The sequence below is a fragment of the Micromonospora coxensis genome (genome assembly GCF_900090295.1).
Lineage (GTDB): Bacteria > Actinomycetota > Actinomycetes > Mycobacteriales > Micromonosporaceae > Micromonospora > Micromonospora coxensis.
In genome coordinates this window covers 1,672,735-1,688,810 of sequence record NZ_LT607753.1, presented here as the reverse complement: position 1 = coordinate 1,688,810, position 16,076 = coordinate 1,672,735, and the positions used below count along the sequence as shown (strand labels likewise).

Sequence of the window (16,076 nt, the reverse complement as noted above, 5' to 3'; positions counted from 1 at the left end):
CGTGCGCTTTTGCCCGCGTCGACGGCGCGCCACGCGGGCGATTCTGGTTGCAGGTGGAGGGAAGTGGAGTAGAGTGGGGCCCGATGGTGAGGCCGGGAGGGCCCACCGGCCCGGGGGGTCAGCGGCGACGCGAACGCCGCTAAAAGGGCGAGGGGGTAGGGCCGATGTTCCTCGGCACCCACACCCCGCGCCTGGACGACAAAGGCCGGTTGATCCTTCCGGCGAAGTTCCGGGACGAACTGGCGGGGGGTGTCGTGATCACCAAAGGGCAGGACCGCTGCCTCTACGTCTTCCCCACGCCCGAGTTCCAGCGGATCGCGGACCAGTTGCGCGCGCAACCGATGACCAACAAGGCGGCCCGGGCCTACAGCCGGGTCTTCTTCGCCAGCGCGCACGACGAGGTCCCCGACAAGCAGGGACGGGTCACCATCCCGGCCCACCTCCGGTCGTACGCCGCGCTCGACCGGGAGCTGGTGGTGATCGGGGCGAGCACCCGGGTGGAGATCTGGGACAAGGCGGCCTGGGAGAACTACCTCGCCGAGAGCGAAGACGACTTCGCCGACATCGAGGAGGGGGTGCTGCCCGGCGGTCTGTAGGGCGTGGCGACGCCCGACGTACTGCGAGATCTCCAGCCGCTTTCGAGTTCCTGGCACCCCTTCCCCGGTGCCAGGCGCACGATCTCCTCTCCGGGGCCGCGGCCCGGGGGTGAAACGGGAGCGGATGGGGATCTGGCGGTACGACGGCACGGCGTCGTCCGACGGACAGAGCGCGGATCAGATACGAGTTTTCAACCAGTGGGGGTCGACATGGGGGAGCTACGCGGCACGCACGTGCCGGTGCTGCTCGAGCGGTGTCTCGAGTTGCTGGCCCCCGCGCTGGACCGGGGCGGCCGGACGGTCCACGTCGACGCGACGCTGGGTCTGGCCGGGCACGCCGAGGCGGTGCTCGAACGGCACCCGGACACCGTGCTGGTCGGTCTGGACCGGGACACCGAGGCCCTCGCCCACGCGCGGGTCCGGCTGGCCCGGTTCGCCGACCGGATCCACCTGGAGCACGCCGTCTACGACGAGCTGCCCGAGGTGCTGGAGCGGCTCGGCTATCCGGCCGTCGACGGGGTGCTGTTCGACCTGGGGGTCTCCTCGTTGCAGCTGGACGCGCCCGACCGCGGGTTCGCGTACGCCCAGGACGCGCCGCTGGACATGCGGATGGACCAGACCCGGGGGATGACCGCCGAGGAGGTGGTCAACACCTACTCGCACCCGGACCTGGCCCGGGTGCTGCGGGTCTACGGCGAGGAGAAGTTCGCCGGGAAGATCGCCTCGGCGATCATCCGCGAGCGGGAGCGGGCCCCGATCACCTCGTCGGCCCGGCTGGCGGAGCTGGTCAGGGAGAGCATTCCGGCACCAGCGCGACGAACCGGGGGACACCCGGCCAAGAGAACGTTTCAGGCTTTACGGATCGAGGTAAACAGAGAGCTGGCAGCGCTGGAGACAGCGCTGCCGGCCGCTCTCGACAAGCTCAACGTGGGCGGTCGCATGGTGGTCCTGTCCTACCACTCGCTGGAGGACAGGCTCACCAAGCAGGCGCTCGCCGACCGGGTCCGCAGCAAGGGCCCGGTCGACCTCCCGGTGGAACTTCCCGGGTCGGGCCCGACGTTCCGGCTGCTCAGCCGGGGCGCCGAGCTTCCCGGGGAGGCGGAGGTCGCCGTGAACCCGCGCGCCGCCTCGGTGCGCCTGCGGGCCGCGGAACGACTCGACCCGACCGCCGGGCAGCAGGGGCGGACCGACCGCGAACGGTACCGCCGCCGGGTCAAGGCGATGCACCAACCGGGGACGGGGTCGACACCGGGTTCCACAGTGGGACCGGGTGCGACGCCGGGGGACGGCAGTGGGACGGACGAAGAGGGGGAGGGAACATGAACGTCGACAAGCGCGGCGGCCGGGAGGCCGTCGGGCAGCGCGCACCACGGTCGGGGGGCCGGACCGTGGCGCAGCGCCCCACCCGCACCGGTGTGCCGGCGGACCTCGCCGGCCGACGGGGGGAGACTCGCGCCCGGGGGGCGCGCGAGTTCCCCACCGAGGGCAACGCCGCGCTGCGGCCGGCCGAGAAGCCGACCACGAAGACCGGGGCCACCACCGCCGGTACGCCCCGGCTGCGGGTGGCGCCGCCGCCGCCCGTACGGGTGCCGCGGGCGCCGTTCGCGGCGCTGATCGTGGTGCTGGTCGTCGGTGGGGTGCTCGGCATCCTGGCCGTCAACACGAAGATCAACGAGAACGCGTTCAAGCTCCAGCAGCTCCAGCAGCAGCAGGCCCGCCTCGACGTGGACCAGCAGCAGCTGGAGAAGCAGATCGAGGAGGCCAAGGCGCCGGGCAACCTGGCTGCCGAGGCACGCAAGCTGGGCCTGGTCGAGGCCGGTGAGCCGGCGTACATCCGGCTGCCGGACGGGCGCATGATCGGGGTTCCGCAGCCCGCCAACGGTCAGCCGGCGATCACCAGCCAGCAGGGCAACGGGGGATAGCACAGTGCCACCGAGATCGGATGATCCGCGCCGGGACGCCACGACGGGCTCCCGGCGCGGCTCGTCGCGGGGTGCGGCCGGGCGGGGCGGCGACCCGCGTACCGGCGAGCCGGGAGTCGGCGGGATCTCCGACGCCCGGGCGTACACCCCCCGGGGTCGTACCATCCGGGAGAGCAGCCAGGAGCGGGCCGGGCGCGAGGAGCGCACCGGCCAGCGGCGCGACCCGCGCGCCAACCGCTCCGGCGACCCGTTCCGCCCCGCCCTCCAGGTGCTCGACGGCGGCCGGGCCGCCACCACCCGCGCCGGCCGCCGGGAGAGCGCCCCGGCCGCCCGGGCCGCGGTGATCCGTACCGTCCCGGCGCGACCCCGCCCGGACGACGACGAGGAGCTGCCGCCGCCGCGGCGGCGTCCCGCCCGGCCCGTGCGCCGGCCGGACCGCCCGGCCGCCCGCCGCCCCTCCCGCAAGCCGCCCCGACCGCCGAAGCTGGCCGAGCCGCGTCGCCGGCTGCGGCTGGGCACGCTGCTCGTCCTGGCGCTCTTCGCGACCATCGGCATCCGGCTGGTCTTCCTCCAGGCCGTGGACACCCCGGCGTACGCGGGCGCCGGCGTCGACGACCGGCTCACCCGGGTCGACCTGCCCGCCCCGCGCGGCGCGATCCTGGACCGCACCGGCGCGCCGCTGGCCCGCAGCGTGGAGGCCCGGTACGTCTTCGCCGACCCGACCCGGGTCAAGGACCGGACGGCCACCGCCCGGCTGCTCTCCCCGCTGCTCGGGGTGCCCGTCTCCGAGCTGGCCGAGAAGATGAAGCGGCGCGGCGACCTGCAGTTCCAGTACCTCGCCCGGGGGGTCGACATCCCCCGGGCCAAGCAGGTCGAGGCGTTGGACCTGGCCGGCATCGGGGTGCACCGCGACGAGCGGCGCGAGGTGCCCGGCGGTGACCTCGCCGCCAACCTGGTCGGCTTCACCAGCCAGGACATGGTCGGCCTGGAGGGCCTCGAGGCGCGCTACGACGACCTGCTCGAAGGCGTCGACGGCAAGCGGGTGTACGAGGCCGGCCTGGGCGACCTCAACGCCCCCATCCCCGGCGGCTACAGCATGACCACCCCGGCGAAGCCGGGCAGCTCGCTGGTGCTCACCATCGACCGGGACCTGCAGTACCAGGTACAGCAGGTGCTCGGCCGGCAGATGGCGCAGACCCGGGGCAGCGTGGGCGCGGCAGTGGTGCTGGACGTGAAGACCGCTGAGGTGCTGGCGCAGGCGAGCCACCCCACCTACAACGCCGCGCAGCCGGAGCAGAGCCGGCCGACCGACCGGGAGGACGCCGCGACCAGCTTCGTGGTCGACCCCGGCTCGGTGCACAAGGCGATCACCTTCGGCGCGGCGCTGCAGGAGGGGGCGATCACCCCGGAGACCACCATGCCGATCGCGAACAGCATCACCAAGGGCGACACCGTCTTCTCCGACACCCATCCGGCCAACGGGCGGCGGATGAGCCTGCCGGGGATGATGGCGTACTCCTCCAACGTCGGCACCATCGAGATCGCCGACAAGCTCGGCCGGGACCGGCTGATCGACTACCAGAAGCGGTTCGGGCTGGGGCAGCCCACCGGCGCGGGGATGCCGGGGGAGGCCTCGGGGCGGCTGCTGCCCGCCGAGGAGTGGAGCGGCTCGTCGTACGGGTCGGTGCCGATCGGGCACAGCGTCGACGCCACGCCGCTGCAGATGGCCGCCGCGTACGCCACCATCGCCAACGACGGCACCTACGTGCAGCCGCACCTGATCAAGGAGGTCGTCGACGGGCAGACCGGGAAGCGCAGCCCGGCCGAGCCGCCGGTGACCCGCTCGGTGCTCAGCCCGTCGAACGCCGCCGCGTTGCGCACCATCCTGGAGGCGGTGACCACCGTCGACGACGCCACCGGGGTGGCCGCCCGGGTACCGGGCTACCGGGTGGCCGGCAAGACCGGCACCGGCTGGCGGCTGGTCGACGGCGTGAAGCAGCCCGGCGAGGTCGCCTCGTTCATCGGGATGGCCCCGGCGGAGAAGCCCCGGTACGTGGTGGCGGTCTTCGTGTGGAGTCCGGGCGGCGAGGGCGGCACGGTGGCCGCGCCGGCGTTCCGCGAGATGATGGGCTTCACGCTGCGCCACTACCGGGTGCCCCCGTCGGGCGGCAAGGCCCCCAAGTTCGAGGTCTTTCCGCGCTGAGCAGCCACGGCGGGACATCATCGGTTGGTGCGGACGAACCACCGGGGCGGCTGTACGGCCGGAACCGGACGACCGGGTAGGGTCTGACGCCGTGCCCGGCAATCCACGTCCTCGTACCGTGCCCGGAGTCCGGCTCGGCGACCTCGCCGCCCGGCTCGCCGTGGCCTCGCCTGAGGGTGCCGCCGACGTGGCGGTGACCGGGGCGACACATGCCAGCCAGGAGGTCCGCCCCGGCGACCTCTACGCCGCCCTGCCCGGGGCCCGCCGGCACGGCGCGGAGTTCGCCGCCGGCGCGGCCGACGCCGGCGCCGTGGCCGCGCTGACCGACCCGGCCGGCGCCGCCGCGGTGGCCGCGGCCGGCCTGCCCGCCCTGGTGGTCGACGACCCCCGCGCGGTCCTGGGCGACCTCGCCTCCGCCGTCTACGGCGATCCGACCGAGCAGTTGACCGTCATCGGGGTCACCGGCACCGCCGGCAAGACCTCCACCGCCTACCTGGTGGAGTCGGGCCTGCGCGCCGCCGGGCACGTCACCGGTCTGATCGGCACCGTGGAGACCCGCCTGGGCGACCTGGTGGTGGACAGCGTGCGGACCACACCCGAGGCGACCGACCTGCACGCCATGCTCGCCGCCGCGCGCGAGCGCGGGGTGACCGCGCTGGTCATGGAGGTCTCCAGCCACGCCCTGGCGATGGGGCGGGTCGGCGGGGTCCGGTTCGGCGTCGGCGGGTACACCAACTTCGGCTCCGACCACCTGGACTTCCACGCCGACTCGGCGGACTACTTCGCCGCCAAGGCCCGGCTCTTCGACGGCCGCTGCGCGGCCGAGGTGCTCAACTACGACGACCCGGCGCTGCGACCGCTGTTCAAGCCGACGACGATCAGCTACTCGGCGGCCGGCGACCGGGCCGCCACCTGGTGGGCCGACGGTGTCGAGGGCCAGGGGTACGCCCAGCGGTTCACCCTGCACGGCCCGGACGGCCTGGTCCTGCCCGCCCAGGTGGCGCTCCCCGGCCGGCACAACGTGGCCAACGCGCTGCTCGCCGTCGCCGCGCTGGTGGCCGCCGGGGTGGACCCGGCGACCGCCGCGGCCGGGGTGGCCGCCTGCGGCGGCGTGCCGGGGCGGCTGGAGCTGGTCAGCGGCGACGCGCCGGTGCGCGGCGTGGTCGACTACGCGCACAAGACCGACGCCGTGGTGGCCGCGCTGGCCGCGCTGCGCGAGATGGGCGGCGGCCGGCTGATCTGCGTGATCGGCGCCGGTGGCGACCGGGACCGGGGCAAACGGCCGGTGATGGGCGCCGCCGCGGCGGAGGGAGCGGACGTGGTGCTGGTGACCGACGACAACCCGCGCACCGAGGACCCGGCCACGATCCGGGCCGAGGTGCTGGCCGGGGCGTACGCGGCGGGCGCCGCAGCCCGGATCATCGAGGTGCCGGGTCGGCGGGCCGCCATCGCCGAGGCGGTCCGGCTGGCCGAGCCCGGCGACACGGTGGCGGTGCTCGGCAAGGGGCACGAGCGCGGCCAGGAGATCGGTGGCGAGGTGCACCCGTTCGACGACCGGGTGGAGCTGGCGGCGGCGCTGGGCGCCCGCTTCGGGGACCTGGCGGGTCGCCGGTGATCCCGCTGAGCCTGGCCGAGGTCGCCTCGGCCGTCGACGGGCGGCTGACCGCCGCCGACCCGGACGCCCGGGTCACCGGCCCGGTGGAGTTCGACTCCCGCAAGGTCACCGCCGGGGCGCTCTTCGTCGCGTTCGCCGGCGAGAAGGTCGACGGGCACGACTACGCCGCCGCCGCGGTGGCCGCCGGCGCGGTGGCGGTGCTCGGCACCCGCGAGGTGCCCGGGGTGCCGATGGTGCTGGTGGACGACGCGCTGGCCGCGATGGGCCGGCTGGCCCGCGCGGTGGTGGACCGGCTGCCGGAGCTGACCGTGATCGGGTTGACCGGCTCGTCGGGCAAGACCAGCACCAAGGACCTGATCGCCCAGCTCACCGTCCGGCTCGGTCCGACGGTGGCGCCGCCCGGGTCGTTCAACAACGAGCTGGGGCACCCGTACACGGCGTTGCAGGCCACGCCGGAGACCCGCTTCCTGGTGCTGGAGAAGGGCGCCCGCGGGATCGGGCACGTGCGCTACCTGTGCGAGGTGGTGCCGCCGCGGATCTCGGTGGTGCTCAACGTCGGGGTGGCGCACCTCGGCGAGTTCGGCTCGCGGGAGAACATCGCCCTGGCCAAGGGGGAGCTGGTCGAGTCGCTGCCGGCCGACGGGCTGGCCGTGCTCAACGCCGACGACGCGCTGGTCGACGCGATGGCCGCGCGGACCGCCGCCCGGGTGGTCCGGTACGGCGAGGCGGCGCACGCCGACGTCCGGGCGGTCGACGTGACGCTCGACGAGCGGGGCCGGCCGTCGTACACCCTGGTGACCCCGGAGGGGAGCGCGCCGGTGCGGCTGCGGCTGACCGGCCGGCACCAGGTCTCCAACTCGCTCGCCGCCGCGGCGGTGGCCCGGGAGCTGGGGATGCCGCCGGCCGAGGTGGCCACCGCCCTGGGCGAGCTGGGGCTGGTCTCCACCCGTCGGATGGACGTCTTCGAGCGGCCGGACGGGGTGACCGTCATCGACGATTCGTACAACGCCAACCCGGCGTCGACGGCGGTGGCGTTGCGCGCGCTGGCCGGCATGGGCCGGGGTGGGCGGACGTTCGCCGTGCTGGGCTACATGGCCGAGCTGGGCGAGTACGAACGCGAGGGGCACCGGGAGGTCGGCCGGCTCGCGGCCGAGCTCGGTGTCGACCGGCTGCTCGTGGTGGGCGAGCCGGCCGCGCCGATCCACGAGGGCGCGACAGCGGTAAGTGACTGGGGAGGAGAGTCGGTGCTGCTCACCGATCAGGCGGCGGCCGTCGAGGTGCTGCGCAGCGAGCTACGACAGGGCGACGTCGTCCTGGTGAAGGGCTCCCGGTACCGCACCTGGGAGGTGGCCGACGCGCTGCGCGTCGACGCCGCCGGGGACGAGGTGACGGCGTGAGGGCGGTCATCGTCGCCATCGGTGTGGCGTTCCTGGTCTCGCTGCTCTGCACCCCGATCGCGATCCGGGTGTTCACCCGGCTCAAGGCGGGCCAGCCGATCCGGGCCGAGGGCCCGGCGATGCACCAGGGCAAGAAGGGCACGCCGACGATGGGCGGCGTGGTCTTCATCCTGGCCACGGTGATCGCGTACGTGGCCGGACACCTGGCCCTGACCACCCTGCCGGACGCCCAGATCGCCCAGGTGGAGCCGACCATCACCGCGCTGGTGCTGCTGGGGCTGATGGTCTTCTCCGGCGCGGTCGGCTTCATCGACGACTTCCTCAAGGTCCGCAAGCGGCACAGCGGCGGGCTCAACAAGCGGGGCAAGCTCGCCGGCCAGATCCTGGTCGGCGCGGTCTTCGGCGTGGTGGCGCTGTACTTCCCGAGCAGCATGACCGACGCCACCGGCGCGACGACGAACACCGAGACGGTGGGCAGCACGACGCTGAGCTTCATCCGGGACATCCCGGCGCTGGAGATCGGCAAGGTCGCCTCGGTGATCGTGATCATCTTCGTGGTGATGGCCGCGACCAACGGGGTGAACCTCACCGACGGCCTGGACGGCCTGGCCACCGGCGCCTCGGTGATGGTCCTCGCCGCGTACGCGCTCATCGCGTTCTGGCAGTACCGCCACTGGTGCGCCGACCCGAACTACACCGCCAACCCGGAGAACTACTGCTACACGGTGCGGGACCCGTTGGAGATCGCGCTGATCGCCGGGGCCGCCGCCGGGGCCTGTGTGGGCTTCCTGTGGTGGAACACCTCGCCGGCCCGGATCTTCATGGGCGACACCGGGGCGCTCGGCCTGGGCGGCCTGATCGCCGGCATGGCGATGTCCACCCGGACGATCCTGCTGCTGCCGATCATCGGCGGGCTCTTCGTGATCATCACGATGTCGGTGGTGATCCAGATCATCTCCTTCCGGACCACCGGCAAGCGGGTGTTCCGGATGTCCCCCCTGCAGCACCACTTCGAACTCGCCGGCTGGAGCGAGGTCAACATCGTGGTGCGGTTCTGGATCATCGCGGGCATCGGCGTGGCCATCGCCCTGGGCCTGTTCTACAGCGACTTCCTGGCCAGCATGGGCTGAGTCGGCGCGACGCGCACGGGGGTCCCTCATAGCCGAGGGGCCCCCGTTTCGCATTTCGACACGCCGAGCGGGCCGAACGACCGGAACGGGCCGACCGCAACCGCGATGATGGGCACGTGGGGGAGGACAGAACGAGCGGCACGACGACGGACGCCCCGCCGCGGCGGGGCGCGGGCGCGGGGCGTACGACGGACCCGCCGGCGGCGCTCGGCGGGCTGGACGCCGCCGGGGGCCTGGCGGCGCTGCGCGGCCTGCTGGCCCGCCCCCTGGCCTCCTACTACCTGCTGCTCTCCAGCGCCGGCCTGCTGCTGCTGATCGGCCTCACCATGGTCTTCTCGGCGACCAGCGTGAAGGACTACGCCGAGGACGGCGACGCCTCCGCCTCGGTGACCAAGCAGGCCATCTTCGCGGTGATCGGCATCGTCGCGTTCTGGGTCTGCCAGCGGCTGCCGGCCAGTTCCTTCCGATCGCTCGGCCGGCCGGTGCTGGCCGTGGCGGTGGTGCTGCTGCTGGTGCTCAACCTGCTGCTGGCCCTGGACTCCCTGTTCAAGATCAAGTCTCTCGGGCCGCTGCGGGCCAACCTGCTCTGGCTCTACCTCGGCCCGATCCAGGTGCAGCCCTCCGAGCTGGCCAAGCTCGCGCTGGTGCTCTGGGGCGCGCACGTGATCGCCCGCAAGGGCGCCGCGCTGGGCTGGTGGAAGGAACTGGCCACCCCACTCTTCCCGGTGGTCGGGCTGCTCTTCGTGCTGGTCGGCTACAACGACCTGGGCACCATGCTCTGCCTGCTGGCCATCGTGGTCGGGCTGCTCTGGGCGGCCGGGGTACGGCTGCGGGTCTTCGCCGTCCTCTCCGCGGTCGGCCTGCTCGGCATCGGCGTGCTGGTGGCGGTGGCCTCGCTCGGCGCGGGTTCCGGCGCGGTCGGCGAGGAGAACTACCGGCTGGCCCGGTTGACCTCGTTCATCAGCTCGCCCGACCCGGCGACCTGCCTGGAGACCGGCTGCTGGCAGCTCGTCCAGGCCCGCAACGCCATCGAGCACGGTGGCTGGTTCGGCGTCGGGCTGGGCAAGAGCAGCGCGAAGTTCGGCTGGTTGCCGGCGGCGCACAACGACTTCATCTTCGCGGTGATCGCCGAGGAACTCGGGGTCGTCGGCTGCACCGTCATCCTGGTGCTCTTCGCCGTGCTGGCCTACACCGGCCTGCGCATCGCCCGCCGGGTCGAGGACCCGTTCCGCCGGCTCGCCGCCGCCGGGATCACCGCCTGGCTGGTCGGTCAGGCCGTCATCAACATCGGTGGCGTGATCGGCCTGCTGCCGCTGACCGGCGTGCCGCTGCCGTTCATCTCCGACGGCGGCAGCGCCCTGGTCGTCACGCTCGCCGCGGTCGGCATCCTCGCCTCGTTCGCCCGTGCCGAGCCCGACGCGGCCCGAGCCCTGCACGCCCGTCCGCCCGCCCGATGGGTCCGACTAGTGTGGGCCCCGTTGCCGCCGCTTCCCGGGCGGCGCCGCCGGCCGGCGGCGCCACCGGCTGCCCGAGGGTCCGTGCCCCGGTCGCGTGGGCGGCGCGAGGACGACCAGGCCGTGCCGCGCGGCGCCCGGCAGACCCGGGCCCGGGGCGGGGCGGCGAGCGAGAGGAGACGCTGATGGGTCCGCTGCGTTCGGTGGTGCTCTGCGGAGGGGGCACGGGTGGGCACATCTACCCGCTGCTCGCCTTCGCCGACTGCCTGCGCCGACACGACCCGGGCGTCCGGATCACCTGCCTCGGCACGCCCAAGGGCCTGGAGAACGAGCTGATCCCGCCGGCCGGCTACGACCTGCGCCAGATCCCCGCCTACCAGCTGCCCCGGTCGGTCAACATGAGCCTGGTCCGCACCCCGGACCGGATGTGGAAGGCGGCCCGCGCGGCGGGCAAGGTGATCGACGAGGTGCAGGCCGACGTCGTGGTCGGCTTCGGCGGGTACGTCTCCGTCCCCGGCTACCTCGCCGCCTGGCGCCGCGAGATGCCGATCGTCATCCACGAGGTGAACGTGCCGCCGGGCGTGGCCAACCGGCTCGGCATGAAGTTCACGAAGAACGTGGCGGTGGGCTTCCCGCACCAGCCGGCGCAGTCCGAGGCGCTGCGCGACGCCCGGGTGGTCGGCGTGCCGCTGCGCCGGGGCATCGCCGCCCTCGACCGGGCCGCCCTGCGCGACGCCGCCCGGGCCCACTTCGGACTCCGCCCCGACCTGCCGGTGCTCTTCGTCGCCGGGGGTTCGCAGGGCGCCCGCTCGATCAACCTGGCGGTCTCCGGCGCGGCCAAGGAGCTGGCCCGCAACGGCGTGCAGGTGCTGCACGTGATGGGCGCCCGCAACGAGCCGGTGCCGGTCCCCACCGACCTGCCGGTGCCGTACGTGGCCCTGCCCTACCTGTCCGAGATGGAGCTGGGCTACGCCGCCGCCGACCTGATGCTGGCCCGGGGCGGGGCGATGACCTGCGCCGAGGTGGCCGCGATCGGGCTGCCCACCATCTACGTGCCGTACCCGCACAGCAACCAGGAGCAGAAGCGCAACGCGCTACCCGTGGTCGAGGCCGGTGGCGGGCTGCTCGTCGACGACGCCGAGCTGACCCCGGCCTGGCTGGAACGCACGGTGATCCCGCTGATCCGGGACCCGCGCCGGCTGCACGCGATGGGCGCGGCCGCGGCCGCCTACGGGCGGCGCGACGGCGACGTCGCCCTGCTCAACTTCGTCTACGAGGCGGTGGCCCGATGACACCGGCCACCGCGACCGGAAGGTACGCCTCATGAACACCGCGCAGTTCACCCCGGCCGGCACGCTCACCGCCGAGGACCTGGGCCGGATCCACCTGATCGGGGTGGGCGGGGTCGGCATGAGCGGCCTGGCCCGGCTCCTCCTCACCCGTGGCCTGCCGGTCTCCGGCAGCGAGCTGCGCGAGTGGCCCTCGCTGGCCGGCCTGCGCGCGCTCGGCGGGACGATCCACATGAGCCACGAGGCGTCGAACCTCGACGGCGTGGACACCGTCGTCTACTCCTCGGCCATCCCGCAGGACCACCTGGAGATGGTCGAGGCCCGCCAGCGCGGCCTGCGGGTGCTGCACCGCTCCGAGGCGCTGGCCGCGGCGATGACCGGCCGCCGCACGGTGGCGGTCGCCGGCACCCACGGCAAGACCACCACCACCTCGATGGTCACCATGGTGCTCCAGCAGGCCGGCACCGACCCCTCCTTCGTCATCGGCGGGGAGATCTCCGAGGTTGGCTCCGGCGCGCACCACGGCACCGGCGAGCACTTCGTGGTGGAGGCCGACGAGAGCGACCGCTCGTTCCTGATCTACCGCCCCTACGTGTCGATCATCACCAACATCGAGGCGGACCACCTCAACACCTACGGCGACCTGGCGAACCTGGAGGCGGCGTTCGCCGAGTTCGCCCGGCTCACCGACCCGGACGGGTTCATCATCACCTGCGCCGACGACGCGGGCGGGCGGCGGCTGGCCGAGACGCTGCGCGCCGAGGGCCGCCGGGTCTGGACGTACGGCGAGGCGGCCGACGCCGACCTGCGGCTGAGCGGGATGGCCTCCTCCGCCCGGGGCGTGCGCTACCTCGCCGAGATCGAGGGCCGGTCGCTGGGCGAGATCCGGCTGCCGATCCCCGGCCGCCACATGGGCCTCAACAGCGCCTCGGCGGTGCTCGCCGCGTACCTGCTCGGGCTGCCGGTCGAGGCGGCCGAGGCGGCGCTGGGCGCGTTCCCGGGCGTGCGGCGGCGCTTCGAGCGCAAGGGCGTCGCCGACGGGGTGCTGGTCTACGACGAGTACGCCTACCACCCGACCTCCATGACCCTGGCGTTGCAGACGCTGCGCGAGGTGGCCGGCGACGGCCGGCTGATCGTGGTCTTCCAGCCGTACCGGCTCTACCGCACCCGCGACCTGCAGGCCGAGATCGCCGCGGCGCTGGGCATCGCCGACGAACTGGTGCTGCTGGAGGTCTTCGGCCCCGGCGAGCTGCGCCAGCCGGGCGAGGGCTCGGCCGCGCTGATCGAGGCGGTCCCGCTGGACGCCGCGCACAAGGTCTTCGTCGACTCCTGGGACGACGCCCCGGTCGAGGTGGCGAAGCGGGCCCGCTCCGGCGACGTGGTGGTGACCATGGGAGCGCCGCCGATCTCGCTGATGGGCGACCAGATCCTCGACGCCCTGCTGGCCCGGACCGGGGGCGCCGCCGCCGGCACGACGGCCCTCGGCACGGCCGTCGGCCCGGACGGCGCGGCCTCCGCCGCCGGATGAGCCCGGGCCCGGCGCGGGGCCGTACCGCCGGCGCCGACCCCGGCGGCCCCCGGCGCGGGCCGGTACGCCGCTGGCAGCTCGTCCGCGCCGGCAGCGACGCGGTCCCGCCGTCCACCCGCCGGTTCATGGCCCGGGCCCGGCAGCGCCGGATGCGGGCCGCCCTGCCCTGGGCGGTGGCCGGCGGCGTGGCCGCCCTCGCCGGGCTGGTGGCCTGGACGCTGCTCGGCACCGGCCTGTTCGGGGTGCGCGAGGTGCGGGTGGTCGGGGCGGACCTGGTCACCCCGGTGCAGGTGCGCGACGCGGCGGCGGTGCCGGACGGCGTGCCGCTGGCCCGGGTGGACCTGGCCGCGACGGCCCGCCGCATCGGCGCGCTGGCCCCGGTCGAGCGGGCCACGGTGACCCGGGACTGGCCGGGGACGCTGGTGGTGACGGTGGTGGAGCGCACCGGCGTGGCGGCGGTGCCGCAGGGCGACCGGTTCGTCGTGATCGACGCGAGCGGGGTGGTGTTCCGCACCGAGCCCCGCGCGCCGGACGGGCTGCCGGTGGTCCGGCTCGCCACGCCGGGGCCGGACGACCCGGGTACCCGGGCCGCGCTGGACGTGCTGGCCGTGCTGACCCCGCCGCTGCGCGCGCAGCTCACCGAGTTGAGCGTGGAGGGTCTGGCCCGGATCAGCCTGACCCTGCGCGGCGACCGTACGGTGGTCTGGGGCGACGCCACCCGGGGCGCGGACAAGGCCCGGGTCGCCACCGCGCTGCTCGGTCGCAAGGCCGACACGATCGACGTCAGCGCGCCGGACGTGGTGACCTTCAAGTGAGGCGCGCGGCGGACGTGAGCCGGCACGCTCCGGGCGACGACACGCCGGAGAGGTCCTTGGCTCTCGGCGTGGAGGCGCTTACGTTGCCCCGAAGAGGATCAGTGGTTGACATAACTGTAAGCCTCTAGTAGAGGGTGAGGGTTTACCCCTGCACTCCACTGGTGACAGCAGTCGTCGACCGCTGGTCTGGCCTCGCCGTACCCGGTCGGCCGAGCCAATCTCGAAGGGAAAGGACCGGAGATGACACCTCCGCACAACTACCTGGCGGTCATCAAGGTCGTCGGCATCGGCGGCGGCGGCGTCAACGCCGTCAACCGGATGATCGAGGTTGGGCTCAAGGGCGTCGAGTTCATCGCGATCAACACGGACGCGCAGGCGCTGCTGATGAGCGACGCCGACGTCAAGCTCGACGTCGGCCGGGAGCTGACCCGGGGCCTCGGCGCGGGCGCCAACCCGGACGTCGGCAAGAACGCCGCCGAGGACCACCGCGACGAGATCGAGGAGGTCCTCAAGGGAGCCGACATGGTCTTCGTGACCTGCGGCGAGGGCGGCGGCACCGGCACCGGCGGCGCGCCGGTCGTGGCGAACATCGCCCGCAAGCTCGGCGCGCTCACCATCGGCGTGGTGACCCGGCCGTTCTCCTTCGAGGGCAAGCGCCGCCAGGTGCAGGCCGAGGCCGGCATAGACGAGCTGCGCAACCAGTGCGACACGCTGATCGTCATCCCGAACGACCGGCTGCTGGCCCTGGGCGACCGCAACATCTCCATGATGGACGCCTTCCGCACCGCCGACCAGGTGCTGCTCTCCGGTGTCCAGGGCATCACCGACCTGATCACCACGCCGGGTCTGATCAACCTGGACTTCGCCGACGTCAAGAGCGTGATGAGCGGGGCCGGCAGCGCACTGATGGGCATCGGCAGCGCCCGCGGCGAGAACCGCGCGGTGGAGGCGGCCGAGGCGGCCATCTCCAGCCCGCTGCTGGAGCAGAGCATGGACGGCGCGCGGGGCGTGCTGCTCTCCATCGCCGGCGGCTCCGACCTCGGCCTGTTCGAGATCAACGACGCGGCACAGCTGGTCACCGACGCGGCGCACCCGGACGCGAACATCATCTTCGGCGCGGTGATCGACGACGCGCTCGGCGACGAGGTGCGGGTCACCGTGATCGCGGCCGGGTTCGACGGCGGCGCGCCGGCGTACAAGGCGGCCGAGGCGCCGCGCAAGTCCAACCAGAACCAGCCGGCGCCGCAGACCCCGCCGGTGACGCCGCCGACGACCCACCCGGCTCCGCAGCAGTCGCCGCGCCGGGTGCTCTTCGACGACGTGGACGTGCCCGACTTCCTCAAGAACGGTTCCTGAGCGCCGCCGATGACCGACCGACCCACCGCGGTGCGCCCCGACCGGCGCGCCGAGCTCGCCAACGGGCTGGCCCGGGTGCGTACCCGGATCGCCGACGCCTGCGCCGCCGCCGGCCGGGACCGCGCCGAGGTCACCATGATCGCGGTCACCAAGACGTACCCGGCCGGCGACGTGGTCGCGCTGGCCGGGCTCGGGGTGACCGACGTGGGGGAGAACCGCGACCAGGAGGCCGCGCCGAAGGCGGCCGAGGTGGCGGCGGCCGGGGTGACCGCCCGGTGGCACTTCATCGGCCAGCTCCAGCGCAACAAGGCCCGCTCGGTGGTCCGCTACGCCGACGTCGTGCACTCGGTGGACAGCGTCCGGTTGGCCCGGGCGCTGGACGCCGCGGCGGCCACCGGCCGGGACCGGGCGCTGGAGGCCCTGGTGCAGGTCAGCATCGACGGCGACCCGGCGCGTGGCGGCGCGCTGCCCGACTCCGCCGACCCCGACCGGGGCCTGGAACCGGTGGCCGAGGCGATCGCCGCCTCGGCGGGGCTGCGGCTGTCCGGGCTGATGGCGGTGGCGCCGCTGGGCTGGGAGCCGGAGCGGGCGTTCGCCCGTCTCGCCGAGGTCGCGCAGGGCTTCCGGGAGCGTCATCCGGAGGCGACGGTGCTGTCCGCGGGGATGAGCGGCGACCTGGAACAGGCGATCGCGTACGGCGCGACACATGTCCGCGTCGGCAGCGCGTTGCTCGGAATGCGTCCCACGCTGCGGTAGCCTGACCGCGACAGC

Annotated in this window: 13 protein-coding genes; all 13 read left to right on the top strand. The window is 74.0% G+C overall.

From position 1 onward, the window contains the following. Positions 1-164: 164 nt before the first annotated feature. Positions 165-596 carry a division/cell wall cluster transcriptional repressor MraZ gene (gene mraZ, locus GA0070614_RS07405; RefSeq protein ID WP_088975250.1) on the top strand — a complete coding sequence of 144 codons (432 nt, stop codon included), beginning with the start codon at positions 165-167 and terminating at the stop codon, positions 594-596. 210 nt (positions 597-806) lie between these two features. Further along, entirely contained in the window at positions 807-1,919 is a 1,113-nt protein-coding gene (rsmH, locus tag GA0070614_RS07400; RefSeq protein WP_088979297.1) for a 16S rRNA (cytosine(1402)-N(4))-methyltransferase RsmH, read from the top strand. Then, the gene (locus tag GA0070614_RS07395) at positions 1,916-2,518 is read left to right on the top strand and encodes a hypothetical protein (RefSeq protein ID WP_088975249.1); all 603 of its coding nucleotides are present in this window, start codon (positions 1,916-1,918) and stop codon (positions 2,516-2,518) included. The genes rsmH and GA0070614_RS07395 overlap by 4 nt, the downstream gene beginning before the upstream one ends. Before the next feature lie 4 nt (positions 2,519-2,522). Then, positions 2,523-4,721, top strand: a complete 2,199-nt coding sequence (locus GA0070614_RS07390) for a peptidoglycan D,D-transpeptidase FtsI family protein (protein ID WP_088975248.1) — start codon at positions 2,523-2,525, stop codon at positions 4,719-4,721. Between the two features lie 91 nt (positions 4,722-4,812). After that, on the top strand, positions 4,813-6,336 hold the full coding sequence (locus GA0070614_RS07385) for a UDP-N-acetylmuramoyl-L-alanyl-D-glutamate--2,6-diaminopimelate ligase (RefSeq protein WP_088975247.1): 1,524 nt from the start codon (positions 4,813-4,815) through the stop codon (positions 6,334-6,336). Beyond that, positions 6,333-7,733, top strand: coding sequence for a UDP-N-acetylmuramoyl-tripeptide--D-alanyl-D-alanine ligase (locus tag GA0070614_RS07380; protein WP_088975246.1), 1,401 nt, complete (start codon positions 6,333-6,335; stop codon positions 7,731-7,733). The genes GA0070614_RS07385 and GA0070614_RS07380 overlap by 4 nt, the downstream gene beginning before the upstream one ends. Next, entirely contained in the window at positions 7,730-8,863 is a 1,134-nt protein-coding gene (gene mraY / locus GA0070614_RS07375; protein WP_088975245.1) for a phospho-N-acetylmuramoyl-pentapeptide-transferase, read from the top strand. The genes GA0070614_RS07380 and mraY overlap by 4 nt, the downstream gene beginning before the upstream one ends. Before the next feature lie 233 nt (positions 8,864-9,096). Beyond that, on the top strand, positions 9,097-10,503 hold the full coding sequence (locus GA0070614_RS07370) for an FtsW/RodA/SpoVE family cell cycle protein (RefSeq protein ID WP_088979296.1): 1,407 nt from the start codon (positions 9,097-9,099) through the stop codon (positions 10,501-10,503). Further along, positions 10,503-11,609 carry an undecaprenyldiphospho-muramoylpentapeptide beta-N-acetylglucosaminyltransferase gene (gene murG / locus GA0070614_RS07365; RefSeq protein WP_088975244.1) on the top strand — a complete coding sequence of 369 codons (1,107 nt, stop codon included), beginning with the start codon at positions 10,503-10,505 and terminating at the stop codon, positions 11,607-11,609. The genes GA0070614_RS07370 and murG overlap by 1 nt, the downstream gene beginning before the upstream one ends. A 31-nt stretch (positions 11,610-11,640) precedes the next feature. Beyond that, complete coding sequence (gene murC, locus GA0070614_RS07360) at positions 11,641-13,134, top strand: UDP-N-acetylmuramate--L-alanine ligase (protein WP_088975243.1); 1,494 nt, start codon at positions 11,641-11,643, stop codon at positions 13,132-13,134. Continuing rightward, a complete protein-coding gene (locus tag GA0070614_RS07355; protein WP_088975242.1) occupies positions 13,131-13,949 on the top strand; it encodes a cell division protein FtsQ/DivIB in 819 nt (272 codons plus the stop codon). The genes murC and GA0070614_RS07355 overlap by 4 nt, the downstream gene beginning before the upstream one ends. Positions 13,950-14,189: 240 nt before the next feature. After that, positions 14,190-15,305 (top strand): cell division protein FtsZ, encoded by a 1,116-nt coding sequence (ftsZ, locus tag GA0070614_RS07350; protein WP_088975241.1) that lies wholly within the window; start codon positions 14,190-14,192, stop codon positions 15,303-15,305. 9 nt (positions 15,306-15,314) lie between these two features. Beyond that, a complete protein-coding gene (locus tag GA0070614_RS07345; protein WP_088975240.1) occupies positions 15,315-16,061 on the top strand; it encodes a YggS family pyridoxal phosphate-dependent enzyme in 747 nt (248 codons plus the stop codon). The last annotated feature ends 15 nt before the right edge of the window (positions 16,062-16,076 follow it).